The following is a 13,440-nucleotide window of genomic DNA, read 5'->3' as shown; positions in this document are numbered from 1 at the left end:
GGGGAGGCGGGGCGGCTCAGGACGCGGCCGCGATCAGGGCCTGCATCACCCGCAGGTCCTCGCCCATCTCCGGGTGCCACTGGACGCCCAGGACCCAGCCCTGGGACGCCGGGAGTTCGAGCGCCTCGACCGTGCCGTCGGCCGCGTGGGCGGACGGGATCAGACCCGCGCCGAGCCGGTCGACCGCCTGATGGTGATAGGTCGGCACCGATGTCTCCTCCGGCGCCGCCGCCGCGTACCGGGTCCCCGGCACCGGCCTCACCAGGTGCCGTCCGAAGACCCCCGGCACCTCCGCGTGGCCGTCGATGTGCTGGACCAGGGTGCCGCCGAGGGCGACGTTCAGGAGCTGCATGCCCCGGCAGATGCCGAGCAACGGGACGCGGGCGGCGAGGGCGGCGTCGATCAGGGCGAGTTCCCAGGCGTCCCGGGCGAGTGCGGGCGGGCCGGTGCGGGGCTGGCGGTCGGCGCCGTAACGGGCCGGTTCCACATCGGGGCCGCCCGCGATGACCAGGCCGTCGAGACGGGCGACGGCTGAGGCGGCGCGTTCCGGAGCGTCCGGCGGCAGCAGCGCGGCGAGGCCGCCGGACCGCTGCACCAGCCGGGGATAGCCCGCGGGCAGCAGCGCCGCGTCCAGCTCCCAGATGCCCCAGCGCGCACCGGTCTCCAGGTATGTGCTCACGCCGATCAGCGGCCGTGGGGTCACCGAGCCTCCTTCAAAGGTGTAAGTGCCTACCTTTAACCGGCTCGGCGGGTTCACCGCAAGACCTTCAGCCCAAGACCCCGGACCGAGACGCCGGGCCGGTGCGCCGGTCGATGCACCGGGCCGGAACGCCCGGCCCAGGGCGCCCGGCCATGGGCACACCCGGTCCCGGGACCTCAGCCCAGGAAGCCGCGGAGCAGGGCCGCCGTTCCCGCGCAGTGTTCGCGCATCATCTCCCGCGCGCCGTCGGCGTCCTGGTCGAGGACCGCCTCGACCAGCGCGGCGTGCTGGCGCTGCGAGTGCTCCAGGTTGCGCACGAGCAGCGGGATGCAGTCGAGCAGGTCGTTCACCGAGGCGCGCACCGCCGCGTACTGGGCGGTGAGCGTCGGCGAGCCGCACAGCTCGGCCAGAGTGAGATGGAGCAGCGTGTCCAGACGCCGGTACTCGGCGAGCGGGGCGTCCTGGGTGCGGGCCAGCGCCGCCCGCAGCCGCGCCGCCCGGTCGCCGTTCAGCCCGTGCGTGGCGCACAGGCCGGCCGCGCCCACCTCCAGCACCTCGCGGAAGCGCAGCACGTCCTCTATGTCGACGGTGCTGATGCGCCGGCGCAGTTCGTCCTCGCCGCCCGCGTCCGTGCGCGGGAGCACGAACGTGCCGCCGTAGCGCCCCCTGCGCGACTCCACGAGCCCCTGGTCCTGGAGCACCTTCAGCACCTCGCGCAGCGTTACCCGACTGATCCCGAGCCGCTCCGCCAACTCCCGCTCGGCGGGCAGCCGTTCACCGCCCGGCACCAGACCGAGCCGGACCACCTGGAGGATCTGCTCCAACGCCTCCTCGAAGCCGTTCCCCGCCCGCACCGGACGCAGTACCGGCGTCAGCCGATCCCGCAGATCACCCTCCGGATTCACCGACATCCCGCCCTACCCCCTTCCCAAGCAATGGTTCTCCCCAATACCTTATTGACTCCCGGCTCACAGCAGTAGCCGAAGGAGGCTCCCCCGTGGCAGACCGCACACCCCCGCTCGGCGTCGAGGAACTGGTCGCGCTCGTCGACAGCGGTGAGATCGACACTGTCGTCCTGGCCTTCCCCGACATGCAAGGGCGGTTGCAGGGAAAGCGGTTCGCCGCCCGATTCTTCCTCGACGAGGTCCTGGAACACGGCACCGAGGGATGCAACTACCTGCTCGCCGTCGACACCGAGATGAACACCGTCGACGGCTACGCCATGTCCTCCTGGGAGCACGGCTACGGCGACTTCGCGATGCGCCCCGACCTGAGCACCCTGCGCCGGGTGCCGTGGAACGAGGGGACCGCGCTGCTGATGGCCGACCTCGCGTGGGACGACGGCTCGCCGGTGGTCGCCGCACCTCGTCAGATCCTCCGCCGCCAACTCGAACGCCTCGCCGCACTCGGCCTCACCGCACAGGTCGGTACGGAGCTGGAGTTCATCGTGTTCAAGGACACCTACGAGCAGGCGTGGGACGCCGGTTACCGGGGGCTGACCCCGGCCAACCAGTACAACATCGACTACTCCGTCCTCGGCACCGGCCGCATCGAGCCCCTGCTGCGCCGCATCCGCAACGAGATGGCGGCCGCCGGTCTCACCGTCGAGTCCGCCAAGGGCGAGTGCAACCCCGGCCAGCACGAGATCGTCTTCCGCTACGACGAGGCCCTGGTCACCTGCGACCAGCACGCCGTCTACAAGACCGGCACCAAGGAGATCGCCGCCCAGGAGGGCGTGTCGATCACCTTCATGGCCAAGTACAACGAGCGCGAGGGCAACTCCTGCCACATCCACCTCTCGCTCACCGACGCCGACGGCGCCAACGCGATGGCCGGGCCCGACGGCATGTCCGACCTGATGCGCCACTTCCTGGCCGGACAACTGGCCGCGCTGCGCGACTTCTCGCTCCTGTACGCGCCCAACGTCAACTCCTACAAGCGGTTCCAGCAGGGCTCGTTCGCGCCGACCGCCGTCGCCTGGGGGCACGACAACCGCACCTGCGCCCTGCGCGTCGTCGGCCACGGCCGCTCCCTGCGCTTCGAGAACCGGCTGCCCGGCGGCGACGTCAACCCGTTCCTCGCGGTCGCCGGTCTGATCGCCGCCGGACTGCACGGCGTCGAACAGAAACTGGAGCTGCCCGAGGCCTGCACGGGCAACGCCTACACCGCCGGGTACGCACACGTGCCGACGTCGCTGCACGAGGCCGCCGCGCTGTGGGAGAACAGCCCGATCGCGCGGGCCGCCTTCGGTGACGAGGTCGTCGCGCACTACCGCAACATGGCCCGCGTCGAACTCGCCGCGTTCGACGCCGCCGTCACGGACTGGGAGCTGCGCCGCTCCTTCGAACGTCATTGAGCCCGCCGAACCCGCCGATTCCGCAGGCCGGTTGGGCCTGACGCCGTCGGCACCCGCCCCCCACCGATCCACCGACCCCACCGACCCCACCGACCCCTTCGAACGCGAGGTTGCTCCGTGTCCGTGTCCGACCGCCCCGAGCTGCGGGTTCTCGACCCCGCCACCGAAGAGGTCGTCGCCACCGTGCCCGCCGCCACCCCGGCCGACGTGGACGCGGCCGTCCTGCGGGCAACGGCGGCCCAGACGCGGTGGGCCGCCCTGGCGCCCGGTGAACGGGCCCGGCTGCTGCGCCGGTTCGCCGTCGTCGTCGACGAACACCGGGAGGAACTGGCCCGGTTGGAGGTGCGGGAGGCCGGACACACCCTCGGCAACGCCCGGTGGGAGGCGGGCAACGTCCGCGACCTGCTCGACTACGCGGCCGGCGGCGTGGAGCGGCTGACCGGCCGTCAGATCCCGGTGCCGGGCGGCCTCGACGTGACGATCCTGGAGCCGGTCGGCGTGGTCGGCGTCATCGCCCCCTGGAACTTCCCGATGCCGATCGCGGCCTGGGCCACCGCACCGGCGCTCGCGGCCGGCAACGCCGTCCTCCTCAAGCCCGCCGAGACGACCCCGCTGACCGCCCTGCGGCTGGCCGAACTCGCGCTGGCGGCCGGGCTTCCCGACGGCCTCTTCCAGGTGCTGCCCGGCCATGGCCCGGTCGCGGGCAACGCGCTCGTCGAACACCCCGGCGTCGCGAAGATCGTCTTCACCGGGTCGACGGCGGTGGGCAGACAGGTGTGGGCCAAGGGCGCGGACCGCCTCAAGCGCGTCACCCTGGAACTCGGCGGCAAGAGCCCCAACATCGTCTTCGCCGACGCCGACCTGGAAGCCGCCGCCGCGGCCGCCCCGATGTCGTTCCTCGACAACACCGGGCAGGACTGCTGCGCGCGCAGCCGCATCCTCGTCCAGCGTTCCGTCCACGACCGCTTCCTCGACCTCCTCGCCCCCGCGATCGAGTCGGTCGTCGTCGGCGACCCCTCCGACGAACGCACCCAGATGGGCCCGCTGATCTCCCACGCCCAGCGCGAACGCGTGCGGTCCTACGTCGACGCCGACGCGCCCGGCATCCGCGGCAAGGCGCCCGAGGGCCCCGGCTTCTGGTTCCCGCCGACCGTCCTCACCGGCGTCGACCCCCGCGCCCGGGTGGCCGTCGAGGAGGTCTTCGGGCCCGTCGCCGTCGTCCTCCCCTTCGACGACGAGGCCGAGGCGATCGCCCTCGCCAACGCCACCGACTACGGACTCGCCGGTTCCCTGTGGACCTGCGACGTCGGCCGGGCGCTGCGCGTCGCCCAGCGTGTGCGGGCCGGCAACCTGTCCGTCAACTCCCACTCCGCCGTCCGCTACTGGACCCCCTTCGGCGGCTTCAAGCAGTCCGGCGTCGGCCGCGAACTCGGACCCGACGCCCTGGCCGCCTTCACGGAAACCAAGAACGTCTTCATCAGCACGGAGGGCCCCGCACAGTGACCGCAGACAACAACGTGTGCCGTCGACTCGTCGGCCGTACGGCCGTCATCACCGGAGCCGGCAGCGGCATCGGCCTCGCCACCGCCCGCCGCCTCGCCGCCGAGGGCGCGCACGTCGTCCTCGGCGACATCGACGCGAGCAGCGGCCAGACCGCCGCCGAGGAGGTCGGCGGCACCTTCGTGAAGGTCGACGTCACCGACGCCGGGCAGGTCGAGGCGCTCTTCCAGACCGCGTTCGAGACCTACGGCAGCGTCGACATCGCCTTCAACAACGCCGGTATCTCGCCGCCCGACGACGACTCCATCCTGGACACGGGACTGGAGGCCTGGAAGCGCGTCCAGGAGGTCAACCTCACCTCCGTGTACCTGTGCTGCAAGGCCGCCATCCCGTACATGCGCCGCCAGGGCAAGGGCTCCATCATCAACACGGCGTCCTTCGTGGCCCGGATGGGCGCGGCGACCTCGCAGATCTCCTACACCGCGTCCAAGGGCGGTGTCCTCGCCATGTCCCGTGAACTCGGCGTCCAGTTCGCCCGCGAGGGCATCCGCGTCAACGCCCTGTGCCCCGGCCCCGTCAACACCCCGCTGCTCCAGGAACTGTTCGCCAAGGACCCCGAGCGGGCCGCACGCCGCCTGGTCCACATCCCGGTCGGCCGATTCGCCGAGGCCGACGAGATCGCCGCCGCCGTCGCCTTCCTGGCCAGCGACGACGCGTCCTTCGTCAACGCCACCGACTTCCTGGTGGACGGCGGAATCGCAGGCGCATACGTCACCCCGGTATAGCCCCTGCCCGGCCCTCCCCACCACCACCCGGGAGGGCCGCTCAGCACAATCCGGGCAGCCCCCAGGCCCGTGTTTTTAGGGGCGCGGGGCTGTGTCATTGTGCGGCTCCGCCGCGCGGGCGCGACAAGCCCCCACGGCGCCGCGCCTGTCCACGGACCTGTCCTGTCCAGGGGCGCGGGGAACTGCGCAAACCCCCCACCGGCGCCCACCTCGTTCTCGACCGGGGCAGGCCGGAGTTGAGGTGCTGGGCGTACGTCGACGCACGGACCAGCGTCTGCAACGCCCCTGACGCCGCCCGGAGTTCACTGCGCCGCCCGGACGGCACGACGGTCCCGGACCAACCCGAGACGATCAACTGACGCGGCCGTCACAGCCGTTGGAGAGATCAGAGGTAGGTGTGGCCCTCGCCCCGGTAGGTGGGCACGGTCGCCGTCACCCGGTCGCCCTCCACGAGGTGCAACGCGTCGAAACGCTCGCACAGTTCACCGGCCTTGGCGTGCCGGAACCACACCTTGTCGCCGATCAGCAGATCGTCGGCGGGGGCGCCGAGCAACGGCGTCTGCACCTCACCCGGACCCTCCTGCGGGTCGTAGCGCAGCCCCTCGGGCAGATACGGCACCGGCAGCCGGTCCCGCCCCGCCGCACCGGACGCCGGATAACCGCCGCCCAGCACCGTCACCACCCCCACCCCGGGCCGCCGCACCACCGGCTGCGCGAACAACGCGGCCGGACGGCCCCTGAACGACGTGTAGTTGTCGAACAGACGCGGCACGTACAGCCCCGACCCGGCGGCTATCTCGGTCACCGCGTCCTCCGCCGCCGTGTGCTGCACACTGCCCGTGCCACCGCCGTTGACGAACTCCAGGTCCCCCACGACCGCACGGACCGCCCGCACCGCCTCCGCACGCCGCTCGGCCAGCTCCCGCCGCGCCGCCGCCTGCATCAGCCGCACCGTACGCGACCACAACGGCCGCCCGGCCACCGCGTCGCCGACGCCCGCGACATGCCCCTCGTACCCCATGATGCCGACCACCTTGAAGCCCGGCCTGCGGGCCACCGTCCGCGCCAGGTCGGCGAGTTGGGCGGGGGAGTGCAACGGCGAACGGCGGGCGCCGATCCGCACCCGGCCCCCGGCCGGCTTCCACGCCGTGTCCAACTCCAGGCAGACCCGCACCACTTCACGCCCGCCGCCCCGTGCCTCGTCGATCAGCCGCAGCTGCGCCGGGTCGTCGACCATCACCGTCACGGCGGCGGCCAGCTTCGGATCGGCCGCCAACTCCGCGAAACCGGCCCGGTCGGCCGACGGGTAGGCCAGCAGAACGTCCTCGCATCCGGAGCGCGCCAACCACAAGGACTCGGCCAACGTGAACGACATGATTCCCGCGAACCCGTCCCGCGCCAGCACCCGTTCGAGCAGGGCACGGCAGCGCACGGACTTGCTGGCGACCCGGATCGGCTTCCCCCCGGCCCGCCGGACGAGATCGTCCGCGTTGGCGTCGAAGGCGTCCAGATCCACGAGCGCGAGCGGCGCGTCGAGGTGGGCTGTGGCCCGGTCGTAACGGGCCCTGTCGGCGGCGAGCGCAGTCATGCACGCAGCCTGCCAGACAGGATTACCGCAGGGTAGGGGGACGTTCCGGGCAGATGCCCCGGGGTGACGGGACTGGTTCCCCTTCGGCCGGGAGCAACCCGTAGAGTGACGCGCACGTACGGCGGAAACGACCCGGTCGCGAGCCCGCGCCGGGATGGCGTACCGCGCGTACGGGTATGCGTGCCCGGGACGGCGCGACCCGTCCGATCCCATCGGCATTGAGCGCCAGCACGCCGGCCCGCGTACGTGTAGGTCGGGCCCGGGGTGCGAGGAAACGGGGGGTGCATGGGTACGGAAGCGCAACACGCTCCCATACCGCCACGCCCGCCGCACCCCCCGACGGCCGGCTCACCGCCGCCCCCCGCTGCGGACCCGGGTGCCCCCTCCACCGGAGTCTGGTCCCCCTGGCAAGGAGCCACCCCTCCTTTCGACGCCTTCGGCCCCCGCCGCCCCCACGGCACGTCCGGCACCGCAGGGCCGGCCGGCGAGGATGCCTCCGGCACCGCCGGGTCGGGTGACGAGGGTGCGTTCGGTGGCGCCGGGTCGGGTGACGAGGGTGCGTTCGGTGGCGCCGGGTCGGGTGACGAGGGTGCGTTCGGTGGCGCCGGGTCGGGCAACGGTGGTGCGTTCGGTGGCGCCGGGTCGAGCAACGGCGGTGCGTTCGGTGGTGGCGGGTCGAGCAACGACGGTTTCTTCGGTGGTGGCGGGTCAGGGGATGGTCCGTTCAGTGGTGACGGCTCGGGCAGCGGTCAGTTCGCCGGTGGCCGGTCGGGTTCGGGTGCGTTCACCGGCGGTGAGTCGAGCAGGGACGGGTTCACCGGCAGTGGGCAGGTGTACGCCGGTGGCGGGTCGAGCACGGGCGCGTTCGGCGGGGGCGGCCCGGAAGCGGGCGACGACGGCTCGCGGGCTGGGCGTACGGCACGTGGTGCCGGTGATACGCAGGCCGGGTACGTGGAACCTGGTGTTGATGGCTCGCGGGGCGGGCGTGGGGGACGGGGAGTTGACGGTTCGCAGGTGAGGCGGGGTGGTGCGGCGGGCGCCGATGAGGGTGGCGTTGACCGTTCCGTGCCGGAACGACCCTCCTCCCGCCCGCACTTTCCCTACATCCGCCCTTCCCGCGCGGCCGACACCAACCCGGCCCCGCCGATGGCGTCCGCCCGCTTCCCGGATGCGCCGCCGACGGTGGGCGTGCGAGGCGCGGGCGAACGGCGTGCTTCGTCGCCCGGCGTGAGTCCGGGGGCCTCGCCCGCGCAGGGCCCCGGCGTGAGGAACGCGGTGCCCTCCGACGCGGCCACGCAGGGCACCCCGGAACGCGAGGGACGCGGCGAGCCCCGGGCGGACGGGAGTGCAGCGGGCGGCCACGTCCCGTCCCCGTCGCAGCCCGGCAGGGACGGTCACGGCACGCCCTGGCCTGGTCAGAACGGCCGAGGCCCACGCCGTTTCGAGCGGAACGCCGTGAATGAGTCGGCCTCGGCCGGAAACGCCACGGCCACGCCCACCCCGGAACGGAACTCCCCTCACACCCCCGGCCGCGAGGCACCGGGCACCTCCAACGCGCCCCGCTCGGACACCCCGGCCGGGGCCCCCGGCCCCATCGCCCCAGCCAACGGCTCCCGTGGACTAGACCGCCCCGCCCGCTCGAACTCCGGCTCTGCAACGGGGAGTTGGCCGACGGAAGGCAGCGCCCCGACCAGCGCCCCGGACGACGTTCCCGGCCCTCCCGTGCCCCCACGGCCGACCCGGCACCCCGAGCGCCCCTCCGGGCAGACACCCGTGCCCCCACGCCCGTCCCGCCGCCCGGCCGAACCGTGGTCCACCACAGCCCCGACGGAACCTCCCCGCCACCTCGACTCACCCCCGGGCCCCCAGGCCCCGGCCACCAGACAAACGCCGGACACCGGACGCCCACCGACTCACCCTGCCGCCCCTCGGTCCGCCGACCCCGGTCGCGGGTCCACCGGTCCGGCCGCTGCGCAGGCACCGGGTGCTGCCCCTTCCGCTTCGCGGGCTACTGATGCTGGGCGTGGGTTCGCGGACCTCGGGTTCGGTCAACCGTCGGGTGCTGAGCGTCCGCCTGCTGGCCCTCGGGTCGCCGCCCCCGGGCGTGGGTCCGCCGGTCCGGGCGCTGCGCAGGCACCGGGTGCTGCCCCTTCCGCTTCGCGGGCTACTGATGCTGGGCGTGGGTTCGCGGACCTCGGGTTCGGTCAGTCGTCCAGCGCTGAGCGTCCGTCCGCTGGCCCTGCCGTCCCTCGACCCGCCGGCCCCGAGCGTCGGACCGCCGGTCCGGGTTCCGCGCAGGCGCCCGGCGCTGGGCGTGCCCCTGTTCCGCCCGTTCCCCGGCATGCACCCGACAGCGCCGGTGCCGTGCAGTCCTCCGGTGCTGAGTGCCCGCCCGCTGCACCTCGGGCCGCTGATCATGGGCCCGGCGCTTCGGGCTCCGGGCAGCGCGGGGCCGTTCCGCCTGTTCCCCGGCGTGCGCCCAGCCCCGGTGCCGCCCAGTTGTCCGGCGCTGAAGGCCAGCTCCACCCCGGCGCTTCTCGGGCCGCCAACTCCGAGCGCGGGAACGCCAGTTCGCGCCCTGCGCAGTTGTCCGGCGCTGAAGGCCAGCTCCACCCCGGTGCCTCTCCGGCCGCCAACTTCGAGCGTAGGTCCGCCGGTTCGGGCCCCGCGCAGTCGTCCGGCGCTGCGCGCAGGCCCGTTCCGCCCGTCCCCAGGCGTGCACCAGCCGACCTCGGTTTCGGTCAGTCGTCCGGCGCTGAGGGCTCGCCTGCTGGTCCCGCTGCTCCTGGGGCCGCCGATTCCAGGCGCACCCCTGTCAGCCCCGGCTTCCCGCAGTCGTCCGGCGCCCAGCGCCCGCCCGCTCCCCCCGCCGCTCCTCGGGCCGCCGACCCCAGACATAGGTCCGCCGGTCCGGGCGCCCCGCAGGCATCCGGCGCTGGGCGTCCGCCCGTTGGCCCCACCGTTTCCGAGCGTGGGACCGCCGGTCCGGGCTCCGCACAGGCACCCGGCGCGGGGCGCGGGCCCGTCCACCCCGACTCCCGACGGGCGCCCGGCGTCCCCGACCCCCAGCGTGGCTCGGCCGACCCCGACCCCGACTTCCGGCGTGTGTCGCGGGACCCCGACTCCCGACGGGCGCCCGGCGCCCCTGATCCCCGGCGTGGCGCGGCCGACCCCGACCCTCGGCAGGGCTCGGCCGTCCCTGACCCCCGGCGTGGCTCCGCCGACCCCGACCCCCGGCGTGTGTCGCGGGACCCCGACCCCCGGCGTGGCTCCGCCGATCCTGGCCCTCGGCGGGTGTCCGCCGACCCTGACTCCCGGCGTGGCCCCGCGCCCCGACGGGCGGCCGGTGACTTCGGAGTTGGGCGGGCGGCCGGTGTTGGATGTTCGCCTGTTCAGCCTGTTCAGCCTGTTCAGCCTGTTGGGACTGGGGAGGTGACGGTTCGGGCTGGTTCGGGGGTGGGTGGGGATGGGCCTGATCCGGCGTTGTCCTGGAGTGCTCCTGGGCCCGTCGGGGGGCGGCCTGTTGTGTCGTTCGGGGAGCCGGAGGGGTACGACGGGCTGGGGCGGCCTCGGGCGATCGGGGGGCTGGTGCGGGGGCGGGTCGCCGCCGTCGCCGGGTGTGTGGTGCTCGGGCTCGGGCTCATCGGCGGTGCGGTGACCGGGAGTTGGCTGGTCGGGGAGCCGGAGGGGCAGGACCGCAGTTCGTTCGACACGGCGGCCGGGATCTGGCACAGCGTTCCCGTCGACGAGTTGTTCCCGCGCACCATCGAGGGCAAGGGCGCAGGGCCCGGCGGGGCCGACCGGACCTGGACCCGGGTCGCCGTCGCGCCCGACAGCGGCTGCCAGAACGCGTTCGACCCGCTGCTGCGCACAGCACTCGCGCCGGTGGGATGCCGACGCCTGCTGCGGGCGACCTACACCGACGCCACCCAGAGCTTCGTCACCACCGTCGGACTGATGTTCACCAAGGCCGACGAGGCGTCCACCCGCTCCCTCGCCCGGCGCTTCGAGAACGAGAAGCTGGACCAGCGGACCGACCTCATGCCCCGCCCGTACGCCGCCGAGGACACCGCCGCCGCCCGCTTCGGCGACGCACAGCGCGCGTCCTGGACGGTGTCCGTCCTCACCGACGCCCCCGTCGTCGTCTACTCCGTCTCCGGCTGGGCCGACGGCCGCAGCGTCGATGCCCCCCAGCCCGCCGAGGAAGCCATGAGTTCCGGCGCCACCACGCCCCCCGCCCAGGCCGGCCTCGGCAACGAGGCGCAGGGCCTCGCCGACCGCGTCGAACGCGCCCTGCGCAAGGACGTCGGCGCCGACCCGGAGCCGTCCGCGTGAGGGCCGTCGGCCGATCGGCGATCGGCGCGCTGCTCGCCGCCGGGCTCGTGCTCGTGCCGTCCACCGCCGCGCACGCCGACGGCATACGCGCCCAGCAGTGGGCCCTCGACGCCCTGCACACGCAGGAGGTCTGGCAGACCACCCGGGGCAAGGGCGTCACCGTCGCCGTTCTCGACACCGGCGTCGAGGCCGACCACCCCGACCTCGCCGGGAACGTCCTCACCGGCAAGGACATGGTCGGCTTCGGCGCGCGGGAGGGCGACCGTTCCTGGGCCCGGCACGGCACCGCGATGGCCGGGATCATCGCAGGTCACGGCCATGGCGTGGGGGACGCGGACGGGGTCATGGGCCTCGCCCCGGACGCCAAGATCCTGCCCGTGCGGGTGATCCTGGAGGACGGCGACCCGGCCCGCGCCAAGGCCCGCAGCACCCGTGGCAACGCCCTCGCCGAAGGCATCCGCTGGGCCGCCGACCACGGCGCCGACGTCATCAACCTCTCCCTCGGCGACGACTCCGCCTCCGCCCACCCCGAACCCAGCGAGGACGAGGCCGTCCAGTACGCCCTCAAGAAGGGCGTCGCCGTCGTCGCCTCCGCGGGCAACGGCGGCGAGAAGGGCGACCACGTCTCCTACCCGGCCGCCTACCCGGGCGTGATCGCCGCGACCGCCGTCGACCGCTACGGCACCCGCGCCGCCTTCTCCACCCGCCGCTGGTACGCCACCGTCAGCGCGCCCGGCGTCGACATCGTCATCGCCGACCCCGACCACAAGTACTACCAAGGCTGGGGAACGAGCGCGGCCTCCGCGTTCGTCTCCGGTGCCGTGGCCCTCGTCAAGGCCGCCCACCCCGGCCTCACCCCGGCCCAGATCAAGAAGCTCCTGGAGGACACCGCGCGGGACGCCCCCGTCGGCGGCCACGACGACTCCCGCGGCTTCGGGCTCATCGACCCCGCCGCAGCCCTCAAAGCCGCCGGCCGCCTCACCCCGGAAGGCCTCCAGGCGGCGTCCTACGGCGACAAGTACTTCGGCTCAGGGCCCGACACCGCCACGTCCGACACCGGCACCACCGACTGGGTCGCCCCACTGGCGGGCAGCGCCGGCGGCGTCCTGCTGGTCGCCGCCGTCGTCCTGTGGCGCGGACGCCGCCCACGGGAACTCGACGACGGCTTCTAGCCGACGGAACGAGTCATCCGGAACGGCTCATCGCAGCGCGGCGATCGCCGCCTTCGCCGTCGACTCCACCAGCGTGATGCCCTTCGCCTGCGTCGCGTTGCCCTTCGACACCACCGCCACCAGGTAGTGCCGGCCGTTCGTCGTCACCCGGCCGATGCTGTTGACGTCCCACAGATTGGTGGTGCTGCGCGGCAGCCAGCCGTTCTTCAGCGCCCACCCGGAACCGTCGTCCGCCGCCGAGACACCCCACTGCTGGTCGGACGCTATCTGCCCCATCAGCCCCTGGAGATACGCCCGCGAGGCCGCGCTCAGCTTCGACGTCGAGTTGGTGCCGAACACCTGCTCAAGCAGGGTGAGTTGATCGGCCGCCGTGGTCTGGGTCAGCCCCCACAGCACACCCGCGCCGCCCTCGGTGCCGGTCAGCCCGAACCGCTTGTTCGCCGCGTCGAGCCCCCCGGCCTTCCCGATCCGGTCCCACAACGCCGTCGCCGACGCGTTGTCGCTGTTCTCGATCATCGAGGTCGCGTACGACTTCTCCGCCGCCGTCAGATGCCGCCCCGCGTCCTGCGCCTGGAGCAGCAACGTCGCCAGGATGTCGACCTTCACGATGCTCGCCGTGTCGAACGCGCCCTTCCCGTACGAGGCGTTCGCCCCCGAGGAGACGTCCAGGACCGCCACCGACACCGCGGCGCCGTCCGGCACGCTCACGGACTTCATGGCCTTCGTCAGGCGGGCGTCGTAATCGACCGTCGGTTGCGCCACGGGTTCCACGGACTCCAGGGAAGGGCTGTCGGCTGCCGTCGCCGCCGACGATACGTCGGCCGCCCCGGAGTGCGCCTGCGCCTTCACATACACGGTCCCCGCCGCCGTTCCCCCCAGAACGGTCACCGCCGCCAGGGCGGTGTAGAGCAGCGGGCGGACCCGCGACGGACGGGCACGGCGGCGGGTGGCTCTGGGAGACTCCATCCCGTGATGGTGGGTGCGGGATCTGTGCGGCCGGTTAG

Annotated in this window: 10 protein-coding genes; 5 read left to right on the top strand and 5 right to left on the bottom strand. The window is 73.6% G+C overall.

The features are described 5' to 3' along the window. Positions 1-16: 16 nt before the first annotated feature. Both ACIQOU_RS23675 and ACIQOU_RS23670 read right to left on the bottom strand, forming a co-directional pair. Positions 17-703, bottom strand: coding sequence for a gamma-glutamyl-gamma-aminobutyrate hydrolase family protein (locus ACIQOU_RS23675; RefSeq protein ID WP_401538790.1), 687 nt, complete (start codon positions 701-703; stop codon positions 17-19). A 173-nt stretch (positions 704-876) separates the two neighbouring features. Next, positions 877-1,611 carry a FadR/GntR family transcriptional regulator gene (locus ACIQOU_RS23670; RefSeq protein ID WP_401538789.1) on the bottom strand — a complete coding sequence of 245 codons (735 nt, stop codon included), beginning with the start codon at positions 1,609-1,611 and terminating at the stop codon, positions 877-879. Between the two features lie 86 nt (positions 1,612-1,697). Between ACIQOU_RS23670 and ACIQOU_RS23665 the strand changes: the two genes are divergently transcribed. The 3 genes from ACIQOU_RS23665 to ACIQOU_RS23655 all read left to right on the top strand — a co-directional run bounded on the left by ACIQOU_RS23665 (position 1,698) and on the right by ACIQOU_RS23655 (position 5,341). Continuing rightward, complete coding sequence (locus tag ACIQOU_RS23665; RefSeq protein WP_401538788.1) at positions 1,698-3,056, top strand: glutamine synthetase family protein; 1,359 nt, start codon at positions 1,698-1,700, stop codon at positions 3,054-3,056. A gap of 123 nt (positions 3,057-3,179) precedes the next feature. Then, positions 3,180-4,559 (top strand): aldehyde dehydrogenase family protein, encoded by a 1,380-nt coding sequence (locus ACIQOU_RS23660; RefSeq protein WP_401539022.1) that lies wholly within the window; start codon positions 3,180-3,182, stop codon positions 4,557-4,559. After that, on the top strand, positions 4,556-5,341 hold the full coding sequence (locus tag ACIQOU_RS23655) for a 3-oxoacyl-ACP reductase (RefSeq protein WP_401538787.1): 786 nt from the start codon (positions 4,556-4,558) through the stop codon (positions 5,339-5,341). The genes ACIQOU_RS23660 and ACIQOU_RS23655 overlap by 4 nt, the downstream gene beginning before the upstream one ends. Before the next feature lie 385 nt (positions 5,342-5,726). Here the strand turns inward: ACIQOU_RS23655 and ACIQOU_RS23650 are convergent, their stop codons facing one another. Continuing rightward, on the bottom strand, positions 5,727-6,929 hold the full coding sequence (locus ACIQOU_RS23650) for an amino acid deaminase/aldolase (protein WP_401538786.1): 1,203 nt from the start codon (positions 6,927-6,929) through the stop codon (positions 5,727-5,729). 1,100 nt (positions 6,930-8,029) lie between these two features. Then, positions 8,030-8,224 carry a hypothetical protein gene (locus ACIQOU_RS23645; RefSeq protein WP_401538785.1) on the bottom strand — a complete coding sequence of 65 codons (195 nt, stop codon included), beginning with the start codon at positions 8,222-8,224 and terminating at the stop codon, positions 8,030-8,032. Positions 8,225-10,454: 2,230 nt separating this feature from the next. Between ACIQOU_RS23645 and ACIQOU_RS23640 the strand changes: the two genes are divergently transcribed. Both ACIQOU_RS23640 and mycP read left to right on the top strand, forming a co-directional pair. After that, positions 10,455-11,264, top strand: coding sequence for a hypothetical protein (locus tag ACIQOU_RS23640; protein ID WP_401538784.1), 810 nt, complete (start codon positions 10,455-10,457; stop codon positions 11,262-11,264). After that, the gene (gene mycP / locus ACIQOU_RS23635) at positions 11,261-12,436 is read left to right on the top strand and encodes a type VII secretion-associated serine protease mycosin (RefSeq protein WP_401538783.1); all 1,176 of its coding nucleotides are present in this window, start codon (positions 11,261-11,263) and stop codon (positions 12,434-12,436) included. Before ACIQOU_RS23640 ends, mycP begins: the two co-directional genes overlap by 4 nt. Before the next feature lie 27 nt (positions 12,437-12,463). Here the strand turns inward: mycP and ACIQOU_RS23630 are convergent, their stop codons facing one another. After that, positions 12,464-13,402: a serine hydrolase gene (locus ACIQOU_RS23630; protein WP_401538782.1), complete on the bottom strand. Its 939-nt coding sequence runs from the start codon at positions 13,400-13,402 to the stop codon at positions 12,464-12,466. Positions 13,403-13,440: the final 38 nt, after the last annotated feature.

The sequence above is a fragment of the Streptomyces sp. NPDC091279 genome, from assembly GCF_044757465.1.
In the GTDB taxonomy this organism is placed as follows: Bacteria; Actinomycetota; Actinomycetes; order Streptomycetales; family Streptomycetaceae; genus Streptomyces.
This window is presented reverse-complemented; position numbering and strand designations above follow the sequence as displayed.

What these genes read in the sequence shown, in the direction of transcription:
- ACIQOU_RS23670 (WP_401538789.1), bottom strand. Translation starts at nt 1,611, where the DNA reads ATGTCGGTGAATCCGGAGGGTGATCTGCGGGATCGGCTGACGCCGGTA.
- ACIQOU_RS23650 (WP_401538786.1), bottom strand. Translation starts at nt 6,929, where the DNA reads ATGACTGCGCTCGCCGCCGACAGGGCCCGTTACGACCGGGCCACAGCC.
- ACIQOU_RS23630 (WP_401538782.1), bottom strand. Translation starts at nt 13,402, where the DNA reads ATGGAGTCTCCCAGAGCCACCCGCCGCCGTGCCCGTCCGTCGCGGGTC.